Source organism: Psychrobacter sp. SCQQ22 (assembly GCF_015864605.1).
GTDB classification, from domain to species: Bacteria; Pseudomonadota; Gammaproteobacteria; order Pseudomonadales; family Moraxellaceae; genus Psychrobacter; species Psychrobacter fozii.
This window is the reverse complement of record NZ_JADYWZ010000003.1, coordinates 305,937-331,174: the sequence shown is the minus strand read 5'-3', so window position 1 is coordinate 331,174 and position 25,238 is coordinate 305,937. Positions and strand designations below refer to the sequence as shown.

The 25,238-nt window shown below is 41.5% G+C and carries 26 protein-coding genes; 6 read left to right on the top strand and 20 right to left on the bottom strand.

What is annotated here, in order from left to right:
• Window positions 1-66 precede the first annotated feature (66 nt).
• Window positions 67-972 carry a LysR family transcriptional regulator gene (locus tag I6E84_RS06195; RefSeq protein ID WP_197216841.1) on the top strand — a complete coding sequence of 302 codons (906 nt, stop codon included), beginning with the start codon at window positions 67-69 and terminating at the stop codon, window positions 970-972.
• A gap of 203 nt (window positions 973-1,175) precedes the next feature.
• On the opposite strand, the gene I6E84_RS06190 is transcribed toward I6E84_RS06195, so the two are convergent.
• The gene (locus I6E84_RS06190) at window positions 1,176-1,853 is read right to left on the bottom strand and encodes a hypothetical protein (protein WP_197216839.1); all 678 of its coding nucleotides are present in this window, start codon (window positions 1,851-1,853) and stop codon (window positions 1,176-1,178) included.
• Between the two features lie 637 nt (window positions 1,854-2,490).
• On the opposite strand from I6E84_RS06190, the gene I6E84_RS06185 reads away from it, so the two are divergent.
• Complete coding sequence (locus tag I6E84_RS06185) at window positions 2,491-3,099, top strand: Crp/Fnr family transcriptional regulator (RefSeq protein ID WP_197099938.1); 609 nt, start codon at window positions 2,491-2,493, stop codon at window positions 3,097-3,099.
• Window positions 3,100-3,107: 8 nt separating this feature from the next.
• On the opposite strand, the gene I6E84_RS06180 is transcribed toward I6E84_RS06185, so the two are convergent.
• From I6E84_RS06180 to I6E84_RS06170, 3 genes are all read right to left on the bottom strand, one after another.
• The gene (locus I6E84_RS06180; RefSeq protein WP_197216837.1) at window positions 3,108-4,079 is read right to left on the bottom strand and encodes a dihydrodipicolinate synthase family protein; all 972 of its coding nucleotides are present in this window, start codon (window positions 4,077-4,079) and stop codon (window positions 3,108-3,110) included.
• Window positions 4,076-5,296 (bottom strand): L-lactate dehydrogenase, encoded by a 1,221-nt coding sequence (locus tag I6E84_RS06175; RefSeq protein WP_197216835.1) that lies wholly within the window; start codon window positions 5,294-5,296, stop codon window positions 4,076-4,078. Before I6E84_RS06175 ends, I6E84_RS06180 begins: the two co-directional genes overlap by 4 nt.
• Window positions 5,297-5,433: 137 nt before the next feature.
• Window positions 5,434-6,615: an alpha/beta fold hydrolase gene (locus I6E84_RS06170; protein ID WP_197216833.1), complete on the bottom strand. Its 1,182-nt coding sequence runs from the start codon at window positions 6,613-6,615 to the stop codon at window positions 5,434-5,436.
• A 273-nt stretch (window positions 6,616-6,888) separates the two neighbouring features.
• Between I6E84_RS06170 and I6E84_RS06165 the strand changes: the two genes are divergently transcribed.
• Window positions 6,889-7,839: an EamA family transporter gene (locus I6E84_RS06165; protein WP_197216831.1), complete on the top strand. Its 951-nt coding sequence runs from the start codon at window positions 6,889-6,891 to the stop codon at window positions 7,837-7,839.
• Between the two features lie 404 nt (window positions 7,840-8,243).
• On the opposite strand, the gene I6E84_RS06160 is transcribed toward I6E84_RS06165, so the two are convergent.
• From I6E84_RS06160 to madL, 10 genes are all read right to left on the bottom strand, one after another.
• The gene (locus tag I6E84_RS06160; RefSeq protein WP_197099933.1) at window positions 8,244-9,047 is read right to left on the bottom strand and encodes a sulfite exporter TauE/SafE family protein; all 804 of its coding nucleotides are present in this window, start codon (window positions 9,045-9,047) and stop codon (window positions 8,244-8,246) included.
• 126 nt (window positions 9,048-9,173) lie between these two features.
• A complete protein-coding gene (gene mdcH / locus I6E84_RS06155) occupies window positions 9,174-10,082 on the bottom strand; it encodes a malonate decarboxylase subunit epsilon (protein ID WP_197216829.1) in 909 nt (302 codons plus the stop codon).
• Window positions 10,060-10,947 carry a triphosphoribosyl-dephospho-CoA synthase MdcB gene (mdcB, locus tag I6E84_RS06150; RefSeq protein WP_197216827.1) on the bottom strand — a complete coding sequence of 296 codons (888 nt, stop codon included), beginning with the start codon at window positions 10,945-10,947 and terminating at the stop codon, window positions 10,060-10,062. The genes mdcH and mdcB overlap by 23 nt, the downstream gene beginning before the upstream one ends.
• Window positions 10,874-11,599: a malonate decarboxylase holo-[acyl-carrier-protein] synthase gene (gene mdcG / locus I6E84_RS06145; protein WP_197216825.1), complete on the bottom strand. Its 726-nt coding sequence runs from the start codon at window positions 11,597-11,599 to the stop codon at window positions 10,874-10,876. Before mdcG ends, mdcB begins: the two co-directional genes overlap by 74 nt.
• A 31-nt stretch (window positions 11,600-11,630) precedes the next feature.
• Window positions 11,631-12,347 (bottom strand): biotin-independent malonate decarboxylase subunit gamma, encoded by a 717-nt coding sequence (gene mdcE, locus I6E84_RS06140; RefSeq protein ID WP_197216823.1) that lies wholly within the window; start codon window positions 12,345-12,347, stop codon window positions 11,631-11,633.
• Window positions 12,348-12,351: 4 nt separating this feature from the next.
• Complete coding sequence (locus I6E84_RS06135; protein ID WP_197216821.1) at window positions 12,352-13,239, bottom strand: biotin-independent malonate decarboxylase subunit beta; 888 nt, start codon at window positions 13,237-13,239, stop codon at window positions 12,352-12,354.
• Window positions 13,232-13,549: a malonate decarboxylase acyl carrier protein gene (gene mdcC / locus I6E84_RS06130; protein WP_110924275.1), complete on the bottom strand. Its 318-nt coding sequence runs from the start codon at window positions 13,547-13,549 to the stop codon at window positions 13,232-13,234. The genes I6E84_RS06135 and mdcC overlap by 8 nt, the downstream gene beginning before the upstream one ends.
• A 22-nt stretch (window positions 13,550-13,571) precedes the next feature.
• Complete coding sequence (gene mdcA / locus I6E84_RS06125; protein WP_197216820.1) at window positions 13,572-15,227, bottom strand: malonate decarboxylase subunit alpha; 1,656 nt, start codon at window positions 15,225-15,227, stop codon at window positions 13,572-13,574.
• 21 nt (window positions 15,228-15,248) lie between these two features.
• Complete coding sequence (gene madM / locus I6E84_RS06120; protein ID WP_197099928.1) at window positions 15,249-16,007, bottom strand: malonate transporter subunit MadM; 759 nt, start codon at window positions 16,005-16,007, stop codon at window positions 15,249-15,251.
• Between the two features lie 78 nt (window positions 16,008-16,085).
• Entirely contained in the window at window positions 16,086-16,487 is a 402-nt protein-coding gene (gene madL, locus I6E84_RS06115) for a malonate transporter subunit MadL (protein ID WP_197216819.1), read from the bottom strand.
• 328 nt (window positions 16,488-16,815) lie between these two features.
• Between madL and I6E84_RS06110 the strand changes: the two genes are divergently transcribed.
• A complete protein-coding gene (locus I6E84_RS06110) occupies window positions 16,816-17,490 on the top strand; it encodes a GntR family transcriptional regulator (protein ID WP_110924279.1) in 675 nt (224 codons plus the stop codon).
• 181 nt (window positions 17,491-17,671) lie between these two features.
• Here the strand turns inward: I6E84_RS06110 and I6E84_RS06105 are convergent, their stop codons facing one another.
• The 3 genes from I6E84_RS06105 to I6E84_RS06095 form a co-directional block, all read right to left on the bottom strand.
• The gene (locus tag I6E84_RS06105; protein WP_197216818.1) at window positions 17,672-18,985 is read right to left on the bottom strand and encodes a DUF3100 domain-containing protein; all 1,314 of its coding nucleotides are present in this window, start codon (window positions 18,983-18,985) and stop codon (window positions 17,672-17,674) included.
• A gap of 148 nt (window positions 18,986-19,133) precedes the next feature.
• Window positions 19,134-20,309, bottom strand: coding sequence for a M20 aminoacylase family protein (locus I6E84_RS06100; RefSeq protein ID WP_265090852.1), 1,176 nt, complete (start codon window positions 20,307-20,309; stop codon window positions 19,134-19,136).
• A gap of 429 nt (window positions 20,310-20,738) precedes the next feature.
• On the bottom strand, window positions 20,739-21,956 hold the full coding sequence (locus I6E84_RS06095) for an acetamidase/formamidase family protein (protein ID WP_197216817.1): 1,218 nt from the start codon (window positions 21,954-21,956) through the stop codon (window positions 20,739-20,741).
• A gap of 342 nt (window positions 21,957-22,298) precedes the next feature.
• On the opposite strand from I6E84_RS06095, the gene I6E84_RS06090 reads away from it, so the two are divergent.
• Window positions 22,299-22,652, top strand: coding sequence for a hypothetical protein (locus I6E84_RS06090; RefSeq protein ID WP_197216816.1), 354 nt, complete (start codon window positions 22,299-22,301; stop codon window positions 22,650-22,652).
• A gap of 129 nt (window positions 22,653-22,781) precedes the next feature.
• Window positions 22,782-23,099: a hypothetical protein gene (locus I6E84_RS06085; protein WP_197216815.1), complete on the top strand. Its 318-nt coding sequence runs from the start codon at window positions 22,782-22,784 to the stop codon at window positions 23,097-23,099.
• A 209-nt stretch (window positions 23,100-23,308) separates the two neighbouring features.
• Here the strand turns inward: I6E84_RS06085 and I6E84_RS06080 are convergent, their stop codons facing one another.
• The 3 genes from I6E84_RS06080 to I6E84_RS06070 all read right to left on the bottom strand — a co-directional run bounded on the left by I6E84_RS06080 (window position 23,309) and on the right by I6E84_RS06070 (window position 25,182).
• Window positions 23,309-23,722: a PaaI family thioesterase gene (locus I6E84_RS06080; protein ID WP_197216813.1), complete on the bottom strand. Its 414-nt coding sequence runs from the start codon at window positions 23,720-23,722 to the stop codon at window positions 23,309-23,311.
• A gap of 157 nt (window positions 23,723-23,879) precedes the next feature.
• Window positions 23,880-24,422 carry a DUF3124 domain-containing protein gene (locus I6E84_RS06075; protein ID WP_197216811.1) on the bottom strand — a complete coding sequence of 181 codons (543 nt, stop codon included), beginning with the start codon at window positions 24,420-24,422 and terminating at the stop codon, window positions 23,880-23,882.
• A 55-nt stretch (window positions 24,423-24,477) separates the two neighbouring features.
• The gene (locus I6E84_RS06070) at window positions 24,478-25,182 is read right to left on the bottom strand and encodes a potassium channel family protein (RefSeq protein ID WP_197216809.1); all 705 of its coding nucleotides are present in this window, start codon (window positions 25,180-25,182) and stop codon (window positions 24,478-24,480) included.
• Window positions 25,183-25,238 lie beyond the last annotated feature (56 nt).

The following is a 25,238-nucleotide window of genomic DNA, read 5'->3' as shown; positions in this document are numbered from 1 at the left end:
TATAGATAAACATCAATAATTGCAAATATCAGTTCTTATTTAAAGAACAATCAAGGAGTGGCTAAAATGGGACAACTAGAAGACATGGCCATGTTTGTGCGCATTGTCGAAGCAGGCAGCATTACCAAAGCCGCAGAGCAGTTAAATATCGCCAAGTCCGCTGTCAGCCGCCGTCTCAAGGAGTTAGAGACGCGCTTGGGCAGTCAGTTAATCAGCCGAACCACACGCCAATCGAAATTGACGCAAGCAGGTGAGCAGTATTACCAAAGAGTGAGTAATATACTGAATGAGGTTGATGCACTGAATGAAGCGGCCAGTGGTGCGCCGACTCGTATCGAAGGCACATTAAAGATGACCGCACCGTTATCATTTGGCTTGCTTCATCTAAAGGATGTCATTGATGAATACGCCAATCAACATCCCAATCTCAATTTTGAATTGGATTTTTCTGATCGGCATACGGATTTAGTTGAAGAAGGGTTTGAACTGGCCATTCGTATTGGAGAGATGCAAGATTCCAGCTATCAGGCCAAACGCCTATCGTTAATTCGTCATACCCTATGTGCCAGTCCTGAATATCTAGATAAAATGGGCACACCTAAAACGGTAGAAGATTTAGCGGATCATGAATTTTTGCAATACAGTCTGAGCAAATCTAGCACGATAGAATTGATAGATGAACAAGGCAAAAAACATCAAGTGGAAATTAACTCAAAAATAAAAATAAATAATGGTGATTTTATGCGTGAAATGGCAGTGAAAGGCCATGGCATTACCTTTTTACCTACTTTTATTGCTTACCAAGCCATAGCTAGTGGCGAGCTAATGCCCATCTTGCAGCAATATCAACTGCCCACGCTAACTGCCTATGCAGTCTATCCAAAGAATAGATTTTTATCTCAGCGATGCCGCTATTTTATTGATTTTATTGCTGAGCGTTTCGGTGATAACCCCTATTGGGATGAGTGCTAGCCTTTCCAGTTCATCAAGTTAAAGCACAAGAAGCTCAATAAACTTAAAGAAGACAATTCGAATTTGTAGTAACTTCTAACTAAAAAACATCTTGAATGTAGGTGAATTCAAATAAGTTCAACACAAGGAAACCGAGTGCAAGTTATATATTAGTATGGTTAGCAAGGATGACGATGTAGCGGATTTATATGGATTTGACTGTACTACAAACCTAATTCAATAAATTCCAAGTTTTCACGATAGTTATTGATTGAGGAATACAAATCGGCCCCTATGATTGACATAAAATCAGATGCACTTTGGTCATTCATGATTTGACTCGCTCGAACTACTAGCGCTTTATCATCACTTAGTAGTGTTGTAGTAGGATATATTTTTGAAACCTCTACTAAGAATGGGATAACGTCAGAATCCACGTGCTCACTTGCTGCGACTTGCATAGGAATAATGTCGATTAAGCCCTTTGTTTGAAGTTTTTCAATTCTTGCAAATGCATACTGGCCAAGCGTACTTTGGGGATTATTGTCAGATAAATGCTTTAAGTTTACGATATGGTCAAATTGGATGGATGACATTTTGATAGTGTTTAGATACCTTTCCATGACCCACTCTAACTCTTCAAATAATGCTTCATGCTCTTCATTCATCCAAATATTAGAATCTATAATAAGCAAAGAGCTAAGCCTCTCTTTCCATAACGCATCAAATTCTAAAATTTCTTTTTTAGACTCAATAGTATCGCTATCTAGGTGTTGCTTCAAAGTAGATAGCAGCCGTTCTTCCTTTTCTTTTCTCTGTATTTTATTGCGTAGGATCAGCTTTTTTCCAAATGAGATTGCTATCCATATCACACATAGCCCTAATACAATTTTCAATAACATATAAACATCCCTTGATATTATTTTTTACAAAGCCAATTCCATTTATCTCATCAAGCAAGCATCGTTTATCTTCGAGCAAAACCTAGCCATTTATTCTAGCTCTATTAAAGTGCATTAGACAACTAACTCAGATCGTTATTAGAATGGTTTTATAATAAGTATGTCAATAACCACACAATCTCTCAGATTATGTATAGTAATACCTACCCTACTGCGGTCCCTTTGATTTAAAGGACTTAGCATATCATTCCCTCCATAAGTGCTAGGTTGGGTAATTCTTCGTAGTCTTATGCTTGTAGGTATGTGATCACCCACTATCTCGCCTTAACGCAGCTAAACTTGTCCATTGCTGCTGCAAACAGACTTTCAAAGTGATTGTATTTATTATGACCTGCTCATAAAAATAATTAAAATTAAGAGCCTTTCTTTGAACTCTACCTCCATTTTTAAGTCATTAGAAATTTGGCTAATCATTATTTCCCTGTTTCATCATTTATAAACGTATAAAACGGTTTAAACCAAAACATGTTAGATTAATAGTCTCAACTCACATGAGGGCGTTCTTCTGAATACGCTAATATTTTATAACTGGTTTGAAAAACTCCATGCAGATATTCAAGAGGATATTCGTTCAGCGATGACTCAACGAACGCTATCTGACGGCGAGGCATTATTCCGTATACAGGAGGCATCGAACGAGCTGTACCAAGTAGTATCGGGTAAAATAAAATGTAATATATATAGCCAAGATGGCACAGAAGTTGTCATCGGTACGCTGTTGTCAGGAGAAACATTTGGTGAGCAGGGACTGATAGATGAGTTGCCTAGAGCGACCAATACCTATTCAGTAGGTGATTCTGTCGTCAATGTATTGAGCAAGAGGCATTTTTTTCGACTTAACCATAAGCACCCTGAGATAAATACTCAGCTCCTAATCATGTTTTCTCACCGAATGCGAGTGGCCTTTGAGGTTAATACTGACAACCTAACGCTCCCTTTGCATCAAAGGCTAGCACGGTGCATATACAGAATTGTGCTCAATCAAAGCTCAAAAATAGCACAAAACAATGAGCTAGAAATCACTATCTCACACGCAGATTTGGCAAGGATGGTAGGTGTCTCTCGGCAGAGCGTTAGTAAAGAGCTCAAACAAATGGAGAGGGACAAGCTTATCTGTATTCAATACGGAAAAATCGTTATCAACAATATGGATGCACTCTCAAAAGCCTATCACGATGCTAATTAAACAAGCGATCAAAGCGATGCCAAATCATCCATAATTAGCGCAATTTTTTCAGCTTCTGTGTCAGATAGACTGGGTAAAGGCGCTCTAACCGTTCTTTGAATAGGCAAGCCCTTAAATCTCAGAGCTTCTTTGATTTTAGCGTGAGAGCTGGTCACATTTTTTATTAACTTGACGGGGCTAGCACTAAGCAGACTTAACGCCAGATACTGGGTTTTTTCCGATAGATTTAATGCATTCACAATCGGCAACATACGCTTTAATGGTGCTCTATATTTTGTGAGATTTTTATCGCTGTTTTTAATGGCACAAAAATACTCATGTGCTTGCTGTGGCAGTACCGAGGCAATAGGACAAATTGCACCTACTGCGCCCAGCTTTATCATGGGCTCTAATAACAAGCTAAGCCCGCTAAAATATAGTGTGTCAGGTACATTAGACAAGATGCGTTTGGCCGTCGGAATATGTACAGAGCTGTCCTTGATACCAATAATATTGTCGATTGAAAGAATGGTAATTAGCTGTTCTGACGTAAATGACTTTTGGGTGATTTGCGGGAAATAGTAAAACAAGATAGGTTTTGCAGAGTGTTGCGCAATGCATTCCAATGTTTGTAGATAATCTTCAAAAGTGCTTTGATAATAATCAGGAACCAATAGCAATATGTAGTCAACGTAAGCGCTATATGAGGCTATTTTGTCTATCGCCTGCATACTGCTATATGCATGGACACCAGCAATAATCACCTTGCTACCGTTTAGATAATTAAAAGCTGCCTTAATAATGTCATATTGCTCACTGTCTGAAAAATAAGGCAACTCTCCACCGCTTCCAAGCAAAGTAACGCCCGGTAAATCTGTTTGATTGTAATACTCTAAACACGCTTTTAAACCGTCAAAATCAATGCTTTCATCTCCATGTAATGGCGTATGAACAACGGGATATACGCCATGTGTCATGGTCTTAGTGGTCATGCAAGTCATATGGCTTCTCCAAATAGAGGGTGTTTAACTGAGCGAATTATTAAGTGGTTGGTTGATTGATTGAATCGCTCGATGACATCGCTATTGAGCTCTTCGATACGGTTTACCCCCATCAATCCCATCATCGCAGCTATCTCCTGCTGATAGAGAGCCAATAGCTTGTTCACGCCAGCCTCTCCTTGCGCTGCCATCGCATATACCCAAGAGCGTCCTATCAAGACACTGTCTGCCCCAAGTGCTATGGCCTTCACGACATCGACACCATTGTGTATGCCACCATCCAATAAAACTTTGGTTTGCTGCCCGACGCTGTTCGCTATGCTCGGCAACTTATCAATGGTAGACGAGACACCATCTAGCTGACGGCCGCCATGATTGGAGACAACAATGCCATCTGCACCTGCATCGACCGCTGCTTTCGCATCATCTGCATCCATGATACCTTTGATAATAATATTGCCACTCCAATTATTACGAAGCCATGCAATATCCTTCCATGTGGCGCTTGGATCAAAGTGACTCTCTACAAACGCTTTGTATCGATCAAGGTCACTTGCACTCTCAACCTTGTGTTTCAGGTTGCCTAAACTATGTGGTTTTCCCAAAATGCCAATATCGAGCAACCATCCTGGCCGCGTAAATAACTGCGTTAGGTAAGAGATTTTTCCTTTTGTAGAACCACCTAACATACCATTTCGATAGTCTCTTAATCGCATACCAGGCAGCGCCAAATCAACCGTAAATACCAGCGTTTTACAACCTGATGCAGCAGCACGGTGCAGCATATCTAGCACAAGTGCCCTATCACGCAGCATATACAGCTGAAACCAAAAAGGCTGATTGGTCGCACTTTGCACTTCTTCAGAAGAACATATCGCCACGGTAGACAGCGTAAATGGTATGCCATTCTTTTCTGCTGCCCTCGCCGCTTGTACTTCTCCACGCCTTGCAAACAGTCCAGCCATGCCGACAGGGGCTAGTGCTAACGGCATAGACAGAGACTCTCCAAAAAGAGAAGTCGACGTATCAACGGCAGACACGTCTCGCATGACTCGCTGTCTTAGCGTATACCTTTTAAAGTCTGCTGTATTCGCTTGCAATGTTTGCTCAGCATTTGCGCCGCCCTCTATGTAATCGAACAAAAAATTGGGCAAGCGTTGTTTGGCCTGTCTTTTATAATCATTGGTCGTAATAGCCACGACATCATATTTACTCATTGTTTTTCTCCCAAGCCACTTCTAAGGTCAGCTACTTCTAAAGCCTGCTACCTTTAAAGCCAGCCATATTTAAAATCAGCCACGTAGTGAGCATTGCAGATTCAAATAATGAACCGCAATGCCAAGTATTTGCGCTGTTATTTTTTATCTTTGAGAAACTCAATCATGATGTCATTCACTGCTTCAGGCTGCTCTTGTTGCACCCAGTGTCCTGCGCCTTTTACAAAGTGAATCTCTAGCTGTGCGATACTCGCCTTCATCGCTTCAAAGTTGCCATAGCTTTGATACGGCCCCCAGTCTTTTTCGCCTGCTATAAATACCACGGGCACATCGATAGATTTACCGCTGAAGGTTTTTATCGCATGGAAATATTTTGGATTGGTGGCACAGCGATAAGAATTCATAGTGCCTTGGAATTGCGTGCGGGTGAATTCGTCAGAGAACACTTTTAGCTCATTATCAGGTAACCATTCACAGGCATCTATTTGCGCTTGGGTTGGCATAAACTCCATGACTTGCTCAGGCATGCTTTTATCCAGATCCATCACATAGTATTTTGGAATTTTAGAAAACTCCTCAAGCGTTTTAGCTTGTAGATTGTGCGGATTGTTCTCTTGCCAATCGCCACTCTTGGCATGATTGTATGCCCGCATAAAATCATGAATTCCCTGAGGTGCATTCATAATCTCATCGTTAGCATGAGGCGAGGCAAAGTACATTTGATAGTGTTTGCGAGCTGGTACTAAAGAGCCAAGTTGCTCTTCCATACTTTTGGTCAAGGTTGGATCATAGTTTGTGGCATCTTTTGGTAGATTGGCTGAATTAAATGGAAATTGCGGCGTGCCTGGCCAAGGCGTACTCATGATGATTAAAGACTTGAACATATCAGGACGTATAAAACTACATAGTGCTGCCGTAGGAGAACCAAAGTCATGACCTGCAACGGCGGCGACTGATTTATAGCCTAATGCATATACCAATCCAATCATGTCTTGTACGTTGTTGTATAAACTAAACTGGTCAAGATTACAGTCGAAACCTGTCTCCCACCCTGTCGTTCTGCCACTACCGCGTAAGTCAGGCGCAATTACGTGAAAGCCTTGGTCAGCCAAAGGCACCAGCTGCTTGCGCCAGCTATAGGCCAGCTCTGGATGACCATGCAAAAGCAGCACAACTGGTCGGCTTCCTTTCTCAGACTCTGTTTCTTCAAACCCTGCTTCTAAAATATGAACATTTAAACCATTATTGTTATCAATAAAACGCGATCTGATTTTTGGATCAAGCGTATCGGTACCATAAGCATTTTTATTACTATTCATCATTCATCCCTGATTAATTTATTTAGTGATAAGTTAAGGCTTGTCGTCGAAGACATTCCTTGCTTACAGACCATAATTTCATAACAGCGCTTAGAAGTTTGTCGCGCACACGACAATTCCTCAATAAATGAGAGATAAATAAATTTAAGAATAAGCCTATGCGTTATATTTTTACGCTTAGCTAATTTGCCAATGTTCCTAGTGATAGAATGGCTGATGATATGTTCTCGAATATAATTCTAATAACCAGTCATCATTTTTTAGGCCAATTATATGACCCCTTTATATACTGCATTAGCTGTACTGGTTACCTTTATTTGGGGTGTGAACTTTACCTTTATTGCGTGGGGGCTCGACAGCTTTCCTCCACTGATGCTCACGGCCCTACGTTTTTTCTTTACCGCTATACCACTGGTTTTTTTTCTTAAGCCACCCAAGTTCAACCGTACATTATTTATCTATGCCATCGGTACGTTTGTCATGCAATATGCCTTTGTATTTACTGCTATGCATTTGGGTGCGTCGGCAGGCTTGACCGCGCTATTGCTACAAATTCAGATTTTTATCACCGTGCTACTAGCATATGTCATGCTGGGTGAGGCAGTAAATCGCATGCAAATCATCGGTATGATAGTTGGCCTACTAGGATTGGGCGTGATTGCGCTAAACCTTGGCGGTGATATGCCATTGGCTGGATTTGTCTGTATATTGATTGCAGCCATAGGCTGGAGTTTTGGCAATATCGCATCAAAGCAAGCATCGGCTCAAGCAACCTTAAAGTCCGCGCAGCATGAATCAAGCGTGTCTAACATCTCGCCTACCACTGGTAAAAACAAAGCGTCTGCATTATCTGCGCTAGCACTAGTGGTGTGGGGCGGTCTAATTGCTTGTGTAATCTTGACGCTGTCTTCTCTCATATTTGAGACTGACGCATGGCAGTTGGCGACGTTCACAGACGCATCGCTCAAGTCATGGTTATCGCTTGGGTTTATCGTGTATGTCTCAACATTGATTGGTTTTGGACTGTGGGCACATCTACTTAGCCAAAACACAGCCTCTAAGGTGATGCCGTTTGCTCTATTAGTACCCGTATTTGGTATGACAACGTCCGTGTTACTCACAGGGGAAGTAGTGACGTGGTGGAAGATGCTGGCGATGATATTGATCTTGTCGGGTTTGTTATTGGCAAATATGAAGCTAAAGAATAAGCTTCAATCAGTATAAAGCGGTAGCAAGCCGTTAGCCAAAACTGCTGATATATTAGCTCAACATGAGGATTTGGATGCGCATGCGTGTTCTGCACGCTATCGGTATCCGTAAGATAATTGGATTGAGGGTGGGTCTAGGTTTTTAGGGTATTGAACAAGGGTAAGAGCTTTGGCAATGCCTCAAATAGGTATCTTAGTAATAATTTCATCTCTGCTTGATTGATGTGAATGGCTTTTTTGGTCTATGTGATTGAAACGCCATTCACATTTTTTTAATAATAGAAAAATTCTTGTCAGTTTTCCTAATTGAGCTGTCTACTATACTTTTACTTATTAAATTGGCTTTTAATGGATAGCCTACATAGACGCTTAATCCATTGCTATGATTCTTATTGGATTAATAGCTGGCTTATAAACCACCTACAATACGCCAATACCACTTAACAGTAACTGTCCACCAGCCACTAACAATAATAAGCCAAAGGCACGCTTAAGCATTAAGGCCGGTAATACATGGGCAAGCTTGGCACCAACTTTTGCCATCGCAAAGCTCGCCACCGAAATACATAAGAAGCCACTAATATGCACAAAGCCTATCGTACCTTCAGGAAGGTTCGCCACGTCTTGACCAAACCATGCAAAGCCTACCGCACCAGCTAAAGCAATCGGTAAACCACAGGCAGCGGAAGTCCCAACTGACTGCTTCATTGGCAGGCCTGCCCAATTTAAAAATGGAACGGTCAAACTACCACCGCCAATACCGAAAATAGACGATGCCATACCAATACCCGTACCCGCCCCAAACTGTACACTAGCAGGTGGTAATGGCTTCTCTACTGACTCTTGATTAGAGAAGAACAACATTTTTAGCGCCATTAGTAATGCACCAATACCAATAATAATTTGTAGCATCTGACCTTCAATCATATCAGCAATGCCTGCGCCAACCAAACTTCCAATAACTAGACCCAAGGCCATATGACGCCAGACCTCCCAGCGTATACCACCACGTTTATTATGAGCCGTTAGTGAGCTGATAGAGGTCACAACAATCGTCGCAAGAGAAGTACCAATCGCTAGATGAGTAATAACTTCAGGAGGAAAATTATACGCCGTAAAAATCCATACGAGTACTGGGACAATAATCATGCCGCCGCCCACACCAAACAAGCCAGCACTAACGCCTGCGAATGCCCCTGCAATAATAAACCACACATATAACATCTAGATCCTACCTCTTGATTATGGTCAAAGTAAATCATTAAGATTTACTTTGACCTGATAGCTTTATTAACAATATTCTAAAAACCAGATATCTGGCTCTGTATTCTAAAATTTACGGCTAGCACATTAACGATTTCTTTCTATCCAGTCTTTTAGACCATCTACATTACGAAAGTCGTCCCAACTCCTACAAGGCACATGCGGTAGCAAGTTATTTACCATTCTGGACAAAGCATTTCCCGGGCCTATCTCTATCACCATGCTTGGCTGATATTCTTTAATACTTTCCATACAGCAGTACCAATCTAATGCATGATCGATTTGACGTGACAAGATATCTAAACCTTGATTTGTCTCACTGTACCTTATACCTTCAGTCGCACTAACAATCGGTGTTGTCATAGCAGATAAAGCCAATGACTCTGTATATTTACGGAACTTCGCCGACGCACCCTGCATCATTACCGTGTGCGACGGCACTGACACATTTAGCAGTTGCACATTTTGCGCACCCAATGTCTGGGCAATTTGTGTAGCCTGTTCAAGATTTTTTTTGTGACCCCCTATAATGAATTGGTCTCTATTAATCTTGATAGATAGATAGGTTTTACTTTCTTCAAGCAATTGATCCAGCTTACTATCAGGCACACCTTTAATTGCTAATAACCCGCTAGACTCTGTCACTTCTTGCTGCATGAGGTTGGCTCTTTGACTAACTAAATCTAACCCACCCTCAAATGTGAGTTGGCTACTACAACAAAAGGCACTTGCCTCTCCCAAAGAATACCCAGCAAAAGCCGTTGGTGCTGCAATCAATTGACGTAGCTGATGCCATCGATAATATTGCAAAGCATAAATAAACGGTTGTGCAACTTTGTTATCAAACAACTTATCACTATCAGAATTTTCATCGAATAACTCTGGTGCTATAGCGCTTAGAACGGATTGCTCATGCTCCGAGGCATAGGCCAGTATTTCATCTACGTGCTTTTGGCTTTGTAGACCTTGCCCACTAAATAGGATAATTAAATTCATTTTCCACCTTATAAAAAAATATCGTGACAGCCAATAGATCAGCACTGCCACCTGGGCTGAGGTTATTATGAATAAAATACTGATTGATATTACTTACTTTTTGGCGCCAATCTGATTGATGTACGCCCCCTGCTTGCAAAAACTGCTTCGCTAACACTTGCGCATTTTCTAAGTCTTTTATCCCGCCTCGCCACACGATATTAGTATCTGACAATACGGATATCAGTGTCATTAATGACTGCATGCTGGCTTTTTCAAAATCTCGAGTGCTATAGATAGTGTCATAGAAGCATGGCAAAACGTCAGTTAAAATAATCTCAAAGCCATTAGAAACCATCTCAATAGCACCAGTTATGCCGTACTTCTTAAACATTTTTTGACCGTGGCTATCTGGCTCACGCTGTAGACGAGTCGTTAAATCAAACTGCCACCGATCCACAAGTTGCTCACAGATATTCTTAGCGGTTAATGGTATTTCTGCTTGTATACATCTACCAATCGCTGCACAGACAAAACCTAAATTAAATATTGCACCCTTATGAGTATTAATATTTTTGGTCGCCTCTCTCATTTTTGCTTCTTGATAAATTCCCATATTTTTTAAATCATCAAACGGTCTGTCATCATGGCCAAACTGACTCAACGTGGAAAAATACCCTTTCAAAGAGTTGATACTATTAATAAAGGTAAGGTGGTTCATATCTGTATGGCTACCGTTACCCGAAGGACAGACCAATCCTGGTTTATTCTCCAGACTTAATTCATCATATAAAGCTTCACATGCTAATTCATCAATCTGCTGCCAGACTGCCTGTGTGGGCAATAAAGGCTTGTTTGTTCGATCTAATAAAGTGTTCAAATTCATCAGTATTCCATCCTAGTAATACGTCTATTTTTTGAAGTTTGATATCACAAAGGGTTTTTACTAAAACGGTTGGGACATCAAACATAATGGCGTAGATTAGCTCATTAAAAGATACGTCGTTACATCCATGTAACCTTATCTCCCCATCTATCTTTAAACCCACGGCAGATTGCGCAAGCAGGTTAAAGGCTTCCACTGCTAATAATATTTGTGCAATATTATTGCTGTGTGCAACGATTAAAATATCCAAATCTGATGTTGGTTTCACAAAAGGTAAACCCGTAAAATATTGATTGGCAAAGGAGCCATAGACACGCACATCACAATTTAAATCAGCACAGCGTTCAATAAATTTTTGAGTAGACCTTTGAATCGCTTTCGGTAACTGAGGTATCAAAGCCTCAAGCGCTAAAGATGGCTTGATAACTTTAGGAGTTGTAGATAGCGTTAGTGCCAATCGATATTTACGACCGTCCTCTATATAACTGGTCGCAACCTTGATCACATCGCTTATATCTTGTCTACAAGCCGTCAGTGGTTGTTGAGACTCAATCATCTTACCAACAGCCATGGTCACCGATAAAGGTAGAGATGCATTCATAAAGCCATATGGCTCATGGCGCTGTAAGTAAACTAAATCATGACGTTGCATACATCTCACCTCTATAAAGACCTGTTTAATATTAAGCGGTCAAAACTGACTGAACAATATCATTGCATAACAAACGCCCTTTTCTTTCTTCTGCCACTTGCCGGCGATTATCTGTAAGAAAATCATCAATATGTGTCAGTTGGGATTCAAGAGCGTTTTCGACCAAATGTTCATCAAGCGCTTTCCAGATATCATTAACGGCGCCCATTGCATAGTAGTTCTCTACACCTGGGGCAAAAATGGCAGATGTCTGTGATAATGACTTCAGCTTATCTAACGGTATCTTAGTCACCCTCGACATCGCATTTAAATCCATCACTTTCACTTGGCTTGATTGCATGGCAAATACTTGATTTGCCATGAGACCATAAGACAAGAATCCACCACTGACCGCCTCACCCAAAACAATGGCTAAATTTGGATGACCGCTGCGTTTGAGCAGATCAACACAAGATGCCAGATGAGCAAACGTTCTATTGAGACATAACAGCTCGTCAGCTCTCGATGAGTCTTGCCCCATCGTATCTACGATAAATACGATAGGCGTTTTTTTGCCTTGTGCTATGACATCTAATATCTCATTGGCGAGCGTCATTGCAATCAGTTGGTTCATAGCAGCGGAATCAACGGTACCAATGATTTCAACCTTGCCCATTTTGGTTTCTGCACTACCTCGTATCATTGAATGCTCAATGTGATACTCAAGCTCGTTAGGAAACAACGCTTCTAAAATTGTTTTCGTTTGCATGATATTATCCTTTTTTAATAGCTCTAATCTGTTGAGCGCTCAGCATGGAAATAGATTCAGGGTTGTCTATATTCATCGACTGCCAAATTGGTATGCTGTCTTTTTCACCAAACCATTTATCATATTGGCTTTGCAATGAGGCTTGCTGTTGCTGTAAATACGCTAAGTCCAAATCAATAGCAGGTTGCTGCAGAGCCTCAACAATCCCTTGAGTAATATCAGTTACATCATCTTCTACCAAAAATTCGACATGATTGAGCAAATAACGTGTCTTACCACCTGTCACTCGCCATACTAAAGCTCTGTCTTTAGAATCAAACTCTTCTACACCTTTAATGGTTTCAATCACTTCAGGGCCTGAAAGAGCCAGACGCCCCTCCTCTGTCATAATGACATGTGTACTTAGACACGCACATATACCCATACCACCGAAGGCACCATTCGTACCACCGATGACGGTAATAATAGGAATGCCCGCATTGCGAACCTTTAACATCGCACGCATAATCTCAGAAATCGTAATCAAACCAGCATTTGCCTCGTGAAGGCGAACACCACCTGAATCAACCAAAAATATGATGGCTTTAGGCTTTTCTTGAATAGCTTTGAGTAACATGCCGACAATTTTTGCCCCATGTATTTCCCCTACAGCACCACCCATGAATTTGCCTTCTTGAGCAATCATGTATATTGGCTCATCTTGAATTTTTGCCTGCCCAATAATGACACCATCATCGAAACTGCCTACGATATCTAACGAGGCAAGATTAGGACTCACAGGGATGCTACTGGGCTTAAGAACTTCTTGAAAACTGTTCTTATCAACAATACTGGCGATTCGATTACGTGCCGTCTTTTCATAAAAGCTTTGTTGAATATTTGAATTATCCATGTGATTCTTCCTCTAAGATATTAATCGCTTGGCTTAAGCGTAGACTCACTACTGCGGGAGTCGCGCCCATATCATTGACCTTAAACTCCAATCCGCCTACTGCATAACGACTAGAGAAATCCTGTAACACAGTCTCCCAAATATGATCAAAGCCTGCGACTGAGGTATCAATAATGAATTTGCTACTTTCATTGTTCGCTAGCGGTGTTACTAATACTTCTAAGTTGCCTGACCCAACCACACCGCAAATAACTTCTTTTTTGATGTTTTCGATGGGTTGTGAAATGAAGTCGAAATTAAGTACATTCATAGTTATATCCTTAGTATTATTTTTACCAGTTTCTGAAACGACTTGGTGGAGAGTAAGTACCATTGGACCACTTCACTAAATCTTTGACAGATTTGGCTGCCAATAGATCTCTCGTCGCTTTTGAAGCATCTACGCCAATATCTTCTGGTCTCTGGATAATCCCACGCTGCCTTAACTCTTTGACTTTTTCATGATCTCGTTGCATACCGATAGGTGTGTACCCCGCTACGCCGCGAATCGCTTGCTCTCTCTCTTCTGGAGTGCGGCACAATAGTAAGTTTGCAATCCCTTCTTCGGTCACGATATGCGTGACATCATCGCCATAGATCATTATAGGTGGAAAATCACTTCCCATCTTTTCTTGTAGTTGCCATGCATCAAGCTCTTCAACAAAGACAGAATCCATATGCTCACGGTAAGTTTCTACCATTTGCACCACTAGCTTCCGACCTTTTACCACGCGTCCGTCTGTCGCTTCTTTACCTGCTTTGAGATATGCATAGCTAGAATGTCTACGTCCATGTGGATCTGACCCCATATTAGGAGCCCCGCCAAAACCTGCAATGCGATCTACCGTCGCTGTCGAGCTATTACCTTGTAAATCAATCTGTAAAGTTGCCCCTATAAATAAATCACAAGCATACAAACCTGCTGTTTGACTAAAAGCACGGTTGGATCTCATACTGCCGTCTTTGCCCGTAAAAAACACATCAGGGCGACTTTGAATGTATTCGTCCATCCCTACTTCTGAGCCAAAGCTATGAATGCTGTCGACAAACCCGCTTTCTATCGCTGGAATCATAGTAGGATGAGGATTGAGCGCCCAATTAGTACAAATTTTACCTTTAAGGTTCAATTCTGCCCCGTAAGTAGGTAACAGCAACTCAATGGCAGCCGTATTAAAGCCGATACCATGATTCAGGCGTTTAATTTGATAAGGTGCATAGATACCTTTTATGACCATCATTGCCATCAGTATCTGTACTTCCGTAATTTGAGCAGGGTCACGTGTAAACAAAGGCTCTATATAGTTGGGCTTAGGTGCCACAATGAAAAAGTCCACCCAGTCCGCAGGAATATCAACGCGTGGTACGTTATCTACTAGCTCATTTACCTGTGCAATGACAATACCACTTTTGAATGCTGTGGCTTCTACAATTGCTGGCGTATCTTCGGTATTTGGGCCCGTATATAGGTTACCTTCAGCATCTGCAGAATGTGCCGTGATCAAGCACACGTTTGGTATTAAATCGATGAAATATCTACCATATAACTCTAGATAGGTATGGATAGAGCCAATTTGAATTTTTTGTTGCTGAACCAGCTTTGCCAGTCTTAATGCTTGTGGCCCAGAAAAGGAAAAGTCGACCTTACTCGCAATACCTTTTTCAAAGATATCGATATGACTCGGAAGTGCTAAAACGGACTGTAAGATGTGCAAATCATTCAGCACTTCATTATTACACTGAGACAAACACTCCGATAAGAAGTCAGCTTGTTTTTGGTTGTTACCTTCTATACAGACCTTATCTTCAGGCACCAGTACCGTTTCCAGTAATTCAATCGTTCTATTACTCGGTACCAGTTTTTCCAAGCCTTTATGCTTCGCTTCATTCAGCTTTGTAGCCCGTCGCTTTTTTTGTATATCCCATGTTTTTTCTTTAATATTCGTTTTCATAAGACTTCCTTTATCTACTTATTAAAATATGGCATTTAAAGTTAGGAAAAATATAGATGGCCCTAATAAACACCCTAGCCCTGTGTAGAACGTAGCCACTAATGCGCCATAGGGAACTAATCTTACATCTGTACCTGCCAGCCCAGCTGCCACACCACTCGTCGTACCCACTAAGCCGCCAAAAATCATGGCTGAACGAGGGCTTTTAAGTTGCATGAACTTAGCAAGCAATGGCGTTGAAATCATAAAAAATACGGCTTTGATTAAACCAATCGCAATAGACAAGGCAATCACATCAGAGCTTGCACCAACAGCAGTACCTGTAATTGGACCCACAATATAGGTCATCGCACCCGCCCCAATAGTCGTCATAGAAATAGCGTCTCTATAACCTAATGTCCATGCAACACCAGCGCCTACCACGAACGGGATAACGCAGCCTAATAACAAGGCAATCACGCCAATTTTTCCAGCACGTTTTAGTTCTTTGACATCTACCTCAAATGCAGTGGATGAGATAGCAAGATCTCGAAGCATCGCTCCGCCTAAGAGGGTGAATCCAGAGAAAATTTCAATATCAGAAATGCCTTTGCTACCAGTTGTATATAGACCTGCAAAGTAAGCGGCAATCAAACCGAGGGTGATAGCAATAGCAGATGACTGTAGTTTGCCTCTAGTTAGATATTTAGATAATATTTGAGAGAAAAGCATCACCAGACCTGTTACTGCAATAGCAGTGACGAAGGCGTTTTTAGTGAGCGTCTGTATAATTAAGTCCATTTAATTACTCCATTTCGCGCTTTAATTAGTTGCGTAGATTTTCGTATATTATTAATAGTTCTCATTTATAGATAAGAGTTATTCGACAACTACCTCTTTATCATCGTCCCATGTGAATGTGTCGTAATCGTTGGCTATGTTATTAAGCCAACGTACAACGAACACGGTCGCAGTCAGCGCAATAACAGAAACAACGGCTGCTACCATTCCACCAGATAGTGCAGCGACTACGTTTTGCTTGGCCGCCATTGCAACTACAATAGGAATATACATTCCTGCCCAATACAAAACTCCAAACTGCGTAGATTTCGGCAGCATACCTTTTTTGGCAAGCAGCTCTTTACCGATAATTAATAGAATCATTGCGATTGCTACACCGCCGACGTTGGCTTGGACACCTAGTATTTGTCCCAATAGCCCACCGAGGAACACCCCGAGTAGATAACAAACTGCTAGCAAAGCAGTACCATATATGATCATAAAAACCTTCCTTGGATATGAATGACAGCCGCTTTAGTAGTATTTAACTTGATACACGGGCTGCATAAAATAAAAACCTCAATTGATAACAACCAGATAGAGAACCAAGTACGGGTAACTGTCGTTTGGTAATACTTTTTGAGGTTCTTTGACTTTCCCTATCTACCCCCTCCCCTTCACAAAGAATATCAGCCTTGATAAAGCTCAAAACCTTTGTAAGGATCTACCACCTACCACCCACTTGTTTGATATAATCTAATACAGTTGGTTTGAAAGTGCAACCATATTGTATTTATTAAATCACTTATTGTATACAAATGGAGTATTTATGAGTTTAATTGACGACTTACCTTTATCTGTACAAGTTAGTAAAAAGATAGAAGATGAAATTATTTACGGTCGTCTTCCACCTGGTACTAAACTTGATGAGGCAAAACTTTGTGAAAAATATGAGGTATCAAGAACACCTATCCGTGAGGCTCTAAAGCTTTTAGCATCTGAAGGTTTGGTAGAAATCCGCCCTCGTAGAGGCGCAATTATCCCTACACTAAATATCGTGACGCTGTTTGAGATGTTTGAGGTGATGGCGTATCTTGAAGGTATGTGTGGACGGTTGGCTGCTCGAAGAATCAATGAGGAAGAGAAAGTTGAGCTATTGGCGCTGCATAATGAATGTAAAGCGTATTTGATGGAAGGGAATACAGAAAGCTATTATGAAGCAAATAGAAAGTTCCATTTTTTTCTATATCAACTCAGTCATAACAGTTTTCTGATAGAGCAAGCCAGCAACTTACATAACCGACTGCACCCTTATAGACGACTACAGTTGCGAGTAAACAATCGAATGCAGCACTCTTTTGAGGAACATCAAAGCATCGTGGATGCCGTTATCAATTCTGATGAAGATTTGGCTGAGCGTTTGATTAAAGAGCACGTGTCAGTTCAGGGAGAGAAGTTTACAGACTTGGTGGCAACGATGAGTCCTGATAATACTAAAGACTAGACGATTTAATAATTTTTTCTAGAAAAAGGCTCCTACATTCCTACCAAAATCACTGCAAAAACACCTCCATTATCTATTTAACAAAAACCCGAAGATTTAAGTTCATTAAATCCTCGGGTTTTTTTAGTTTGAACGATTAATCTACAGTCGGTTCAATATCAGATCTAAAAGTGAGTACTTACTACAGCATCACTTGTGCAATCATAGCCGAACCGATGAACGTGCCTGTAAAGGTCAGTATCGCAACCACTGCAATCTTAAATCCAGATTTTTTGAATAAATCCACTTCCATTTGCGAGATAGCAAAACCAGCGTACGCAAGCACAGGTGTCAGTAATTGTAATACACCCATTTTCGCAGTTTCTTCCAACACATAGGCGTTAAACGGAAACTGTGGCAAGGATATAAGGATAGCCACAATCGATATCCATGCGATAGCAGGCACGTTGAAAGGGATGACTCGTTTGAGTAATATGCCGACCACACAGCAAGCAAACAGAATCAGCATGGCAGGTAATCCATCGATTGGATCAACGCCTTGCCCTACCCAGTTACTGAGTAGCAGCACCACACATATCACAGCTAGCAAGATGAATGTCTGTCCCATCGACAATACGGCAGGCTCTTCCATAACCGCACCGAAATCTGTGTCGGTAGTAGCGTCTGCAGTGTTCTTTTTAAATTTGCTAACGACCTTATATAAAAACTCTGTAAAAGGTAGCGCGACAAATAAGCTAACGAATAGTCCGGTAGCATAGGTTAATAAGTTAGAAGTTGCTGCAAATGCTGTAATGGTCTCAGCTTGATCTGGCACTGTCTCTGCCAACGCAGCAGAACACGCACCCATCATACTGCCACTACCAATACCACAAGCCATAGCGAGCGCTCGAACATCCATGATATCCATAGAGGCAATGATGCCCGCCATCAATGAAAAGTAAATGGCACCAAACAAAGTACCCATCACATAGACGCCCATCACACCGATACCTTCGGCGCTTTGGAGACCATATTTATCAGCAATCAATGCCACGTTAGGCTCACGAGCAACCGAGTGTGTTGCACCGATAGCCTCTCTTCCCATACCAAAGACCAATACCGCAACCGGTAGTGCAATCAGTACAGTCGCTACATTACCCAGCTCTTGTAATAGCAATGCAGGACCTGCCGCGATGATTTCTTCGATATTAGGACCAACGCCCACACCGAACTTTGCAATGAAAGGCATGATGCTTAAAAGAATGGCATAACTGGCAAACTTGGCGCGTTTTTTGGTTATGACCGCCTTCATAGAAGGAATGACGTTTGGGTTGAGTAGAATTGCAAAGATAAAAGCATAAAGTAGAGGCAGTAATACCAAAATACCAATGCCGATAGGAATCTTGATAATACCGATCCATTCTGCCAGTAATGACACAGCAATGACCAATAAATGCAGCTTCCAATCCAGTAGGTGCTTTGTCATTGTCGGTGACAACACGCTATTATTATTCATATCAATTCTCTTTGTATATGATTACTGTATATTTTAATCGTTCAACTTTCGAAGCGATTTTTTATGAAGAAATTTTTTACGAAGCAACTTTTTACGAAGACGCTTTTTATGAAGCAAATGTCCATCAAGAGTTTTTATAAAGTTTTTCTTATGCAGATGTTTTCGGTAATTCAGACTCAACTAGAGACACCCAAACCTTTATACCGGTTTCAATAGCATCGTCATTAAAGTCATAGGCTGCATTGTGCAAAGGTTTAGACGGCGTACTGCCATCAACACCTAACCAAAAATAAGCGCCTTTTACGACTTGACTCATGAATGAGAAATCTTCAGAAGCCATTGATGGTTCTACGTCCGTGTTTACCTTGTCAGCACCCAATGCTTTGGTCGCTGCATTTTTTATTTCGAGATAAGCCTGACTGTCATTGGTGGTCACTGGATAACGGATATGATAATCCATCTCGCCTGTGACGCCATATAACGGTGGCAACGTCGTCACCATTTCTGTGAGCAAACTCTGTAGCGACTGGCGTACATCCATATCAAAACTACGTACCGTACCTTTCAAAATCGCAACATCAGGAATGACATTGGTCGTGTCACCACTATTCATCTGCGTGACACTGATGACGCCTGACTGCAATGGTGATATGCGGCGCGAGATAATCGACTGGATGTTTGTAATAAGCGCGGCACCCGCTGCAATAGGATCAGCGCCTAAATGCGGCATGGCAGCATGCGTGCCTTTACCGGTTAGAGTAATTTCAAACGTATCAAAAGACGCCATCATCGGTCCATCATTTACGGCGATTTGACCCACAGGCAGACCCGGCCAGTTATGCAGCCCGTAGACTGCATCCATTGGGAACTTATCAAATAAGCCATCATCAATCATGGCTTTGGCACCGCCCAAGACTTCTTCAGCAGGTTGGAAAATTAAGTGAATAGTACCGCTAAAATTCTTATTTTCACTCAGATACTTAGCCGTACCTAGCAAGACTGAAGTGTGACCATCATGGCCACAGGCATGCATACAGTTTGCATGCGTAGACTTATGCTCAACGTCATTTTGCTCTTCGATGGGCAAAGCGTCGATATCGGCTCTTATACCAATGGTAGGTCCTGTGCCGTTTTTTAATGTGCCGACAACGCCAGTACCACCCAATCCTTGATGAACCTCAATCCCAAAAGACTGTAACTTATCAACGATAAATGACGAGGTTTTGAATTCTTTAAATCCTAGCTCAGGTTGGCTATGAATCTGTTTACGCCATTGTTTGACTTCGTCCAGCAATGCGTCATTAACCGACATTGAAACTGACATTGATTCTCTCCTTTGAGATTATTTATTGATAAAAACCATGTAAAACTGATGCAGGCGATTGCTGTCTTCACATCACAGTAGCCACGCTAAAATACGCGAACTGATAGTAGTTTTTAGAAAAACAAATAAGCCACTCAAAGTGGCTTATTTTGTATAACCAGATATAGATGTGGCTTTGTTGTTTTTCTAAAGACAGTATATTAGCCTATCTACACGTATTGAGAAACCTAACTGTCACAACTTTGGACGAAATGCCCGTCTGTGAATGTATTAGCTTGATTTATAGTCAACAAATAACCAGTAACTTGGACTTTGTACTGCTTGTTAATCACTCAATTAGAAACCCTTGAGAGCTATCATGCTGCCTTCAAGGGCTCTAACTAGAAGAGTTCTAACTAGCTGATGATAACCTTGCTGTCATTTATCAAATTACTTATCGAACTCTTTAAAATCTGCTTTACGAATTTTAGCGTGGATGCCTTTGGTTTTATCCACGACCTGTGATACTTCAAAATCTGTAGCAGCACTGAGGTAAGCATAAGCGGTCGCTTCATCAATATCGTACTCTTGATTTAAAAAGCGGATGGCTTCACGAGTCGACTTTTTCATCGCTTCATCCAAATCTTCATCTAGCCCTGGTGTGATCCAAAACTCCGCATTTTCGGCTAAAGGTTGAACAATTTCTTTACCAGGGATTTTATCCTTGCCAGCTTTTAACAAGGTAAATTTGAACGTAGCACGCGCAGAGGCTTCAAGCGCCGTTAACGCAACCTCACCATCGCCTTGTGCAAAGTGACTGTCACCTGTGTAAAACAACGCGCCAGCAACTTGCACAGGATAGTAAACGGTTGAACCTGCACCCAATTCATTGATATCGATGTTGCCGCCATACATAGCAGGTGGCACAGAGTGTACTTTATCTGAGGTATTGGCTGCGACGCCCATCAAACCCATAAAAGGCTCAAGCGGAAAACGGATAGATTTGCCAGAGTCGGTCTTTAGCACACCCTCATAGTCGCCTTTGGCATTTTTTTCTATCGGGGTAAACACGGACACATTGCCATAACGCTCAGGATGAGCAGCGGAAGCATTGGCTTGTTTTGGGGTCTTTGGGAACTCTCCTGCTAATGCGCCTTTACCATGGCGATTAGAGATAACGCCATAAGGCACTCGCGGCTCAACTTTGATGACGTCTACTTTTAAAATATCGCCCGGTTGCGCGCCTTTAATTTCAATCGGTCCTGTCACAATATGCGGACCATCTTTATCAAAGTCATGATCTAATTTGGATTGCGTGATTTTCTTTGCTTCATCCAAGATAAAGTCATCTTTGACCCCTTTGGACTTAAAGTACTTGGCGGCATCACGTCCCTGATCTTCGAGTAAGCCTTCATGTGAGACTGTATCAAACGTTACCACGCTACCAGAGGCTACAGAAATGATAGGTTTGGCATCTCTATTCGGCAAATATCCCCACGTTATCGTATCTAGAGTCGAAGGTACGTAATAATTCCCTTTGTATTCGCCATTTGTTAGCTGCGTGGGTTTATCTGACATCTGCTTAAGCACAGTAAAGTCTTCTGCCTGAGCGGCTGATACGCCTAGTGCACTGAGAACGAATAATGAAAGAACTGTATTTTTAAACATAGAATATACCCTTGATAAATGAAACATAACAACATTGTCTTACATCTAGGGTAGCGCAAGTTTTATGCCACAGAAAAATCCGTCTTATCGCTTAATTTGAGTAGAAAAAGCACTGTTTTGATACAACTTACTGCTCCAGTGAGGTGCTTTTATATATAAAAAGAATGGTTTTAGTGCATGTCCATATAAATGCCACATGGTATGTTCGAACAATACTTAATGACAATCGTTACCTTTCTTTAAGTTTCATAAATATACGTAACATTGCAATCGTTTATCATCTCTTCTATCGAACGTGTAACGCGTTGCCACTATGTTTTACCTCAATAGGAAATAAAAATAATGAAAAAAATAATAATAAGCCTAATGCTAGCGACTTCTACTTGCGTTGCAATGATGGGATCAGCCAATGCGGCGCTACACGACTCATCAAAGCATAGCGTCCAAGTACAAAACCATAAAGACGACACGTCTGCACAGAAAAATAAATCTACAAATCAAAAGACTGTCAAACAACAACCAGCGGCTAAAGTCGTCAAAAAGGCTGACCAGACCAATAATAAAAAGCAGTCTGTAAACACAAAAGCTGTCACGCCAAAAAAATCTACAGCACAACAACAACCTAGCAAGTCTAAAAACGTAACATCTGACCATAAATCGACAGACAGTAAATACGACAAAAATCATAAATCTTAATTAAGCAAAAAATCTCGACTGTGATATCAGGTATCTTTAACAGACATCCAATATCACGCTCTAATACTGGTTACGCTATATTCTGCTAGCAACGTAGTAGCCTATTTTCTGTGTAAAAGGAGTTTTATCATGAAATACAAACTGACTCGTACCAATCAACAGTTACTACTGGGCTTAGCCGTATTTGGATCGACCATCATGCCGGTGACTTCTGCGGTTGCTATATTGCCACTGGGCTCAGAGTTTTTTCAGACAGAGTTATCTGAAACCACGTCTACTACTGAAACAGCATTGATTAAAAAAGCGTTATCCAAAGAAGGCAATTTGAAGAGAGAGAACGAACATCTCACTGCTTTTAGTAATAAGTCGAAATTTTCAACGTTGATTAGAGAGAGTAAGCAGTTTAGAGATCTTGAAAAACACAACACCGATATACTACATGACTAAAAACCTCTTAGAAGTCATAAGTGGTTAGGGTGTGTCCTCACTTCAATCAATAGTGATCTAAGTGGGTTAAAAATGGGGACACGCCCTAGTATCCAAATATTGGAAGAGCACCTATTTTTTGAGTGATAGGTTTCTTAAGTGATAGGTTTCTTAAGTGATAGGTTTCTTAAGTGATAGGTTTCTTAAGTGATAGGTTGCTATGAAAAGAGCTAAATACGTTTGGGCGGTACAGAATAGGTGCCGACTACGTGAGCCACGGCATCATCAGAGCCTTCTGAATAAAGAGACACCTCACCTACTATCAGCATACGCCCTACTTTCATCAAGGTACATTCGGCGATAATACGAGCATCTGCTGATGGTTTACGCAAAAAGTTGATGGTCAGGCTTGTCGTTACTGTCAGTGGGACGATGCCGATTCTTCCGAGTATCGCCACATAGATGGCGACATCAGCAACGGCCATCATGACGGGGCCAGAGACTGTGCCACCAGGGCGCAGCTCATCTACACCAATTTCGTGCGATAAGATCGCGCCTTTTTCACTGACTGCCTCGACGACACATTTGGTTTGTGGAAACTCCAATGCCATAAAGGCACTGATTTCTTCTTTGGTTGCAGACATAATTCTTCCTTGAATTGAATGGTCCTTGTTACTGCACTTAATACCTTGATTTGACTGAATAGCTTTATATCGTTATCGCTGACTACCAAAAGAGCCCATCAGTTTTTGCTACTGCGCGCTTTTAGTTTTATAGATGATGACCTGCCCACTTTATCCACTAATGTACCACTGGCGTGCCTTCCGTACTAAAGGCAAATCCTTTATTGCTAAAGTTACCAATCATGACGGCTTCGATAACTGGTCTCACCGTTTCATCTATGCCTTCGACTTCGATAATAAAGTTGGCACCTGAGCCACCTCTATCTTCTTCTTTTTCGACGATATAATTGAGCGTGGCCATCGCTGGTAGCTCAATGGGTTTGTCTAGATATGACTTTACCAGTGCACCATCTGTATCGTAATAATCAATTTTATTGATATACAGCGATTTTTTGAACGTCGTATTACGCACGCTCAGCGTCGCCGACAGTAACACTTTGCGAGCGTCTCTATCGGTATAAATATCAGAATAAATCGGCACATAAAAGGTTTGTTTATAACCGAACTGACTGTGATCCACGTCTGAGGTAATCTCTAATGCTTCAATTGGATCTTTTTGATGCTCGGACAGAAGGACGTTCGGGTCTTGTGCGGACTCATCACAGCCTGACAGTAGTGCCATCACAGCAATCAATAGAACGGATACTCTGCGCTTATTCATAATAATTTCCCTGTGGCCTCAGCATCACTGCGATTGGCAAACCGTTATTTGATTTTTACACCTTTATTTTTACACCCACACTACGTAAGAACTGGTTGATGTGTTTATTGGCACCATAAATAACCAATACATCTCGCTCTTGCAATACTTGCTCAGGCGTCGCCAAACCTTGAATACTAGGCTTACTCTGCGTACGACCAAAGCTGTCTTCATAATACTCATAGCGCATGGTACTAAGCAATCGGATATTGAACCTTTGCTCCAACTGTAACTCGTCAACGGTGTTACCGATTAGAACGTTTGGAATCTTAATCTCTACCATACTGAAGTTATCGCTCAACTCAAACGAATCAACAAAGTAGCGTAGCGATAGTCGTTTGGCCCAGCGATTGGCCGCTTCTTTTTCAGGGTGAATCAAATCATCCACACCGATAGCTTGTAGGACTTTTTCGTGCAACGGGTTGATACTACGGCTGATTAAACGTTTGGCTTTTAAGGTTTTAAACAGTGCCGTTGCCATGACGTTCGCACCTTGGTCTTCCCCAATCGCTACGATGACAATATCAGTATCAACGATGGGTAATCCACTAACAGCATACTCGTCAGTGGCATCCATACAGAGGGTATGAGAGATGACTTCTTTATAGGCTTCTACCCTTTGCATACTACTATCAATGGCAATCACTTCATGGCCTTGACTGGTCAACGCCGCGCCTAGCGATGCACCAAAATTTCCTAGCCCTACGATGATATATCTCATAATATTTATGACCTTTCTTTAGTATTTTTTGAGCATAAAACAGCCAGTTCGTGACG

Coding starts and splice junctions, on each gene's coding strand:
- mdcC (WP_110924275.1), bottom strand. CDS start 13,549: ATGAATGTACTTAATTTCGACTTCATTTCACAACCCATCGAAAACATC.
- I6E84_RS06070 (WP_197216809.1), bottom strand. CDS start 25,182: ATGAGATATATCATCGTAGGGCTAGGAAATTTTGGTGCATCGCTAGGC.
- I6E84_RS06075 (WP_197216811.1), bottom strand. CDS start 24,422: ATGAATAAGCGCAGAGTATCCGTTCTATTGATTGCTGTGATGGCACTA.
- I6E84_RS06090 (WP_197216816.1), top strand. CDS start 22,299: ATGAAAAAAATAATAATAAGCCTAATGCTAGCGACTTCTACTTGCGTT.
- mdcB (WP_197216827.1), bottom strand. CDS start 10,947: ATGAATTTGAACACTTTATTAGATCGAACAAACAAGCCTTTATTGCCC.
- madL (WP_197216819.1), bottom strand. CDS start 16,487: ATGATCATATATGGTACTGCTTTGCTAGCAGTTTGTTATCTACTCGGG.
- I6E84_RS06175 (WP_197216835.1), bottom strand. CDS start 5,296: ATGAGTAAATATGATGTCGTGGCTATTACGACCAATGATTATAAAAGA.
- I6E84_RS06095 (WP_197216817.1), bottom strand. CDS start 21,956: ATGTTTAAAAATACAGTTCTTTCATTATTCGTTCTCAGTGCACTAGGC.
- I6E84_RS06165 (WP_197216831.1), top strand. CDS start 6,889: ATGACCCCTTTATATACTGCATTAGCTGTACTGGTTACCTTTATTTGG.
- I6E84_RS06080 (WP_197216813.1), bottom strand. CDS start 23,722: ATGTCTGCAACCAAAGAAGAAATCAGTGCCTTTATGGCATTGGAGTTT.
- I6E84_RS06185 (WP_197099938.1), top strand. CDS start 2,491: ATGACTCAACGAACGCTATCTGACGGCGAGGCATTATTCCGTATACAG.
- I6E84_RS06190 (WP_197216839.1), bottom strand. CDS start 1,853: ATGTTATTGAAAATTGTATTAGGGCTATGTGTGATATGGATAGCAATC.
- I6E84_RS06170 (WP_197216833.1), bottom strand. CDS start 6,615: ATGAATAGTAATAAAAATGCTTATGGTACCGATACGCTTGATCCAAAA.
- mdcH (WP_197216829.1), bottom strand. CDS start 10,082: ATGAATTTAATTATCCTATTTAGTGGGCAAGGTCTACAAAGCCAAAAG.
- mdcG (WP_197216825.1), bottom strand. CDS start 11,599: ATGCAACGTCATGATTTAGTTTACTTACAGCGCCATGAGCCATATGGC.
- I6E84_RS06085 (WP_197216815.1), top strand. CDS start 22,782: ATGAAATACAAACTGACTCGTACCAATCAACAGTTACTACTGGGCTTA.
- I6E84_RS06195 (WP_197216841.1), top strand. CDS start 67: ATGGGACAACTAGAAGACATGGCCATGTTTGTGCGCATTGTCGAAGCA.
- mdcE (WP_197216823.1), bottom strand. CDS start 12,347: ATGCAAACGAAAACAATTTTAGAAGCGTTGTTTCCTAACGAGCTTGAG.
- I6E84_RS06105 (WP_197216818.1), bottom strand. CDS start 18,985: ATGAATAATAATAGCGTGTTGTCACCGACAATGACAAAGCACCTACTG.
- I6E84_RS06135 (WP_197216821.1), bottom strand. CDS start 13,239: ATGGATAATTCAAATATTCAACAAAGCTTTTATGAAAAGACGGCACGT.
- I6E84_RS06110 (WP_110924279.1), top strand. CDS start 16,816: ATGAGTTTAATTGACGACTTACCTTTATCTGTACAAGTTAGTAAAAAG.
- I6E84_RS06160 (WP_197099933.1), bottom strand. CDS start 9,047: ATGTTATATGTGTGGTTTATTATTGCAGGGGCATTCGCAGGCGTTAGT.
- madM (WP_197099928.1), bottom strand. CDS start 16,007: ATGGACTTAATTATACAGACGCTCACTAAAAACGCCTTCGTCACTGCT.
- I6E84_RS06100 (WP_265090852.1), bottom strand. CDS start 20,309: ATGTCAGTTTCAATGTCGGTTAATGACGCATTGCTGGACGAAGTCAAA.
- I6E84_RS06180 (WP_197216837.1), bottom strand. CDS start 4,079: ATGACTTGCATGACCACTAAGACCATGACACATGGCGTATATCCCGTT.
- mdcA (WP_197216820.1), bottom strand. CDS start 15,227: ATGAAAACGAATATTAAAGAAAAAACATGGGATATACAAAAAAAGCGA.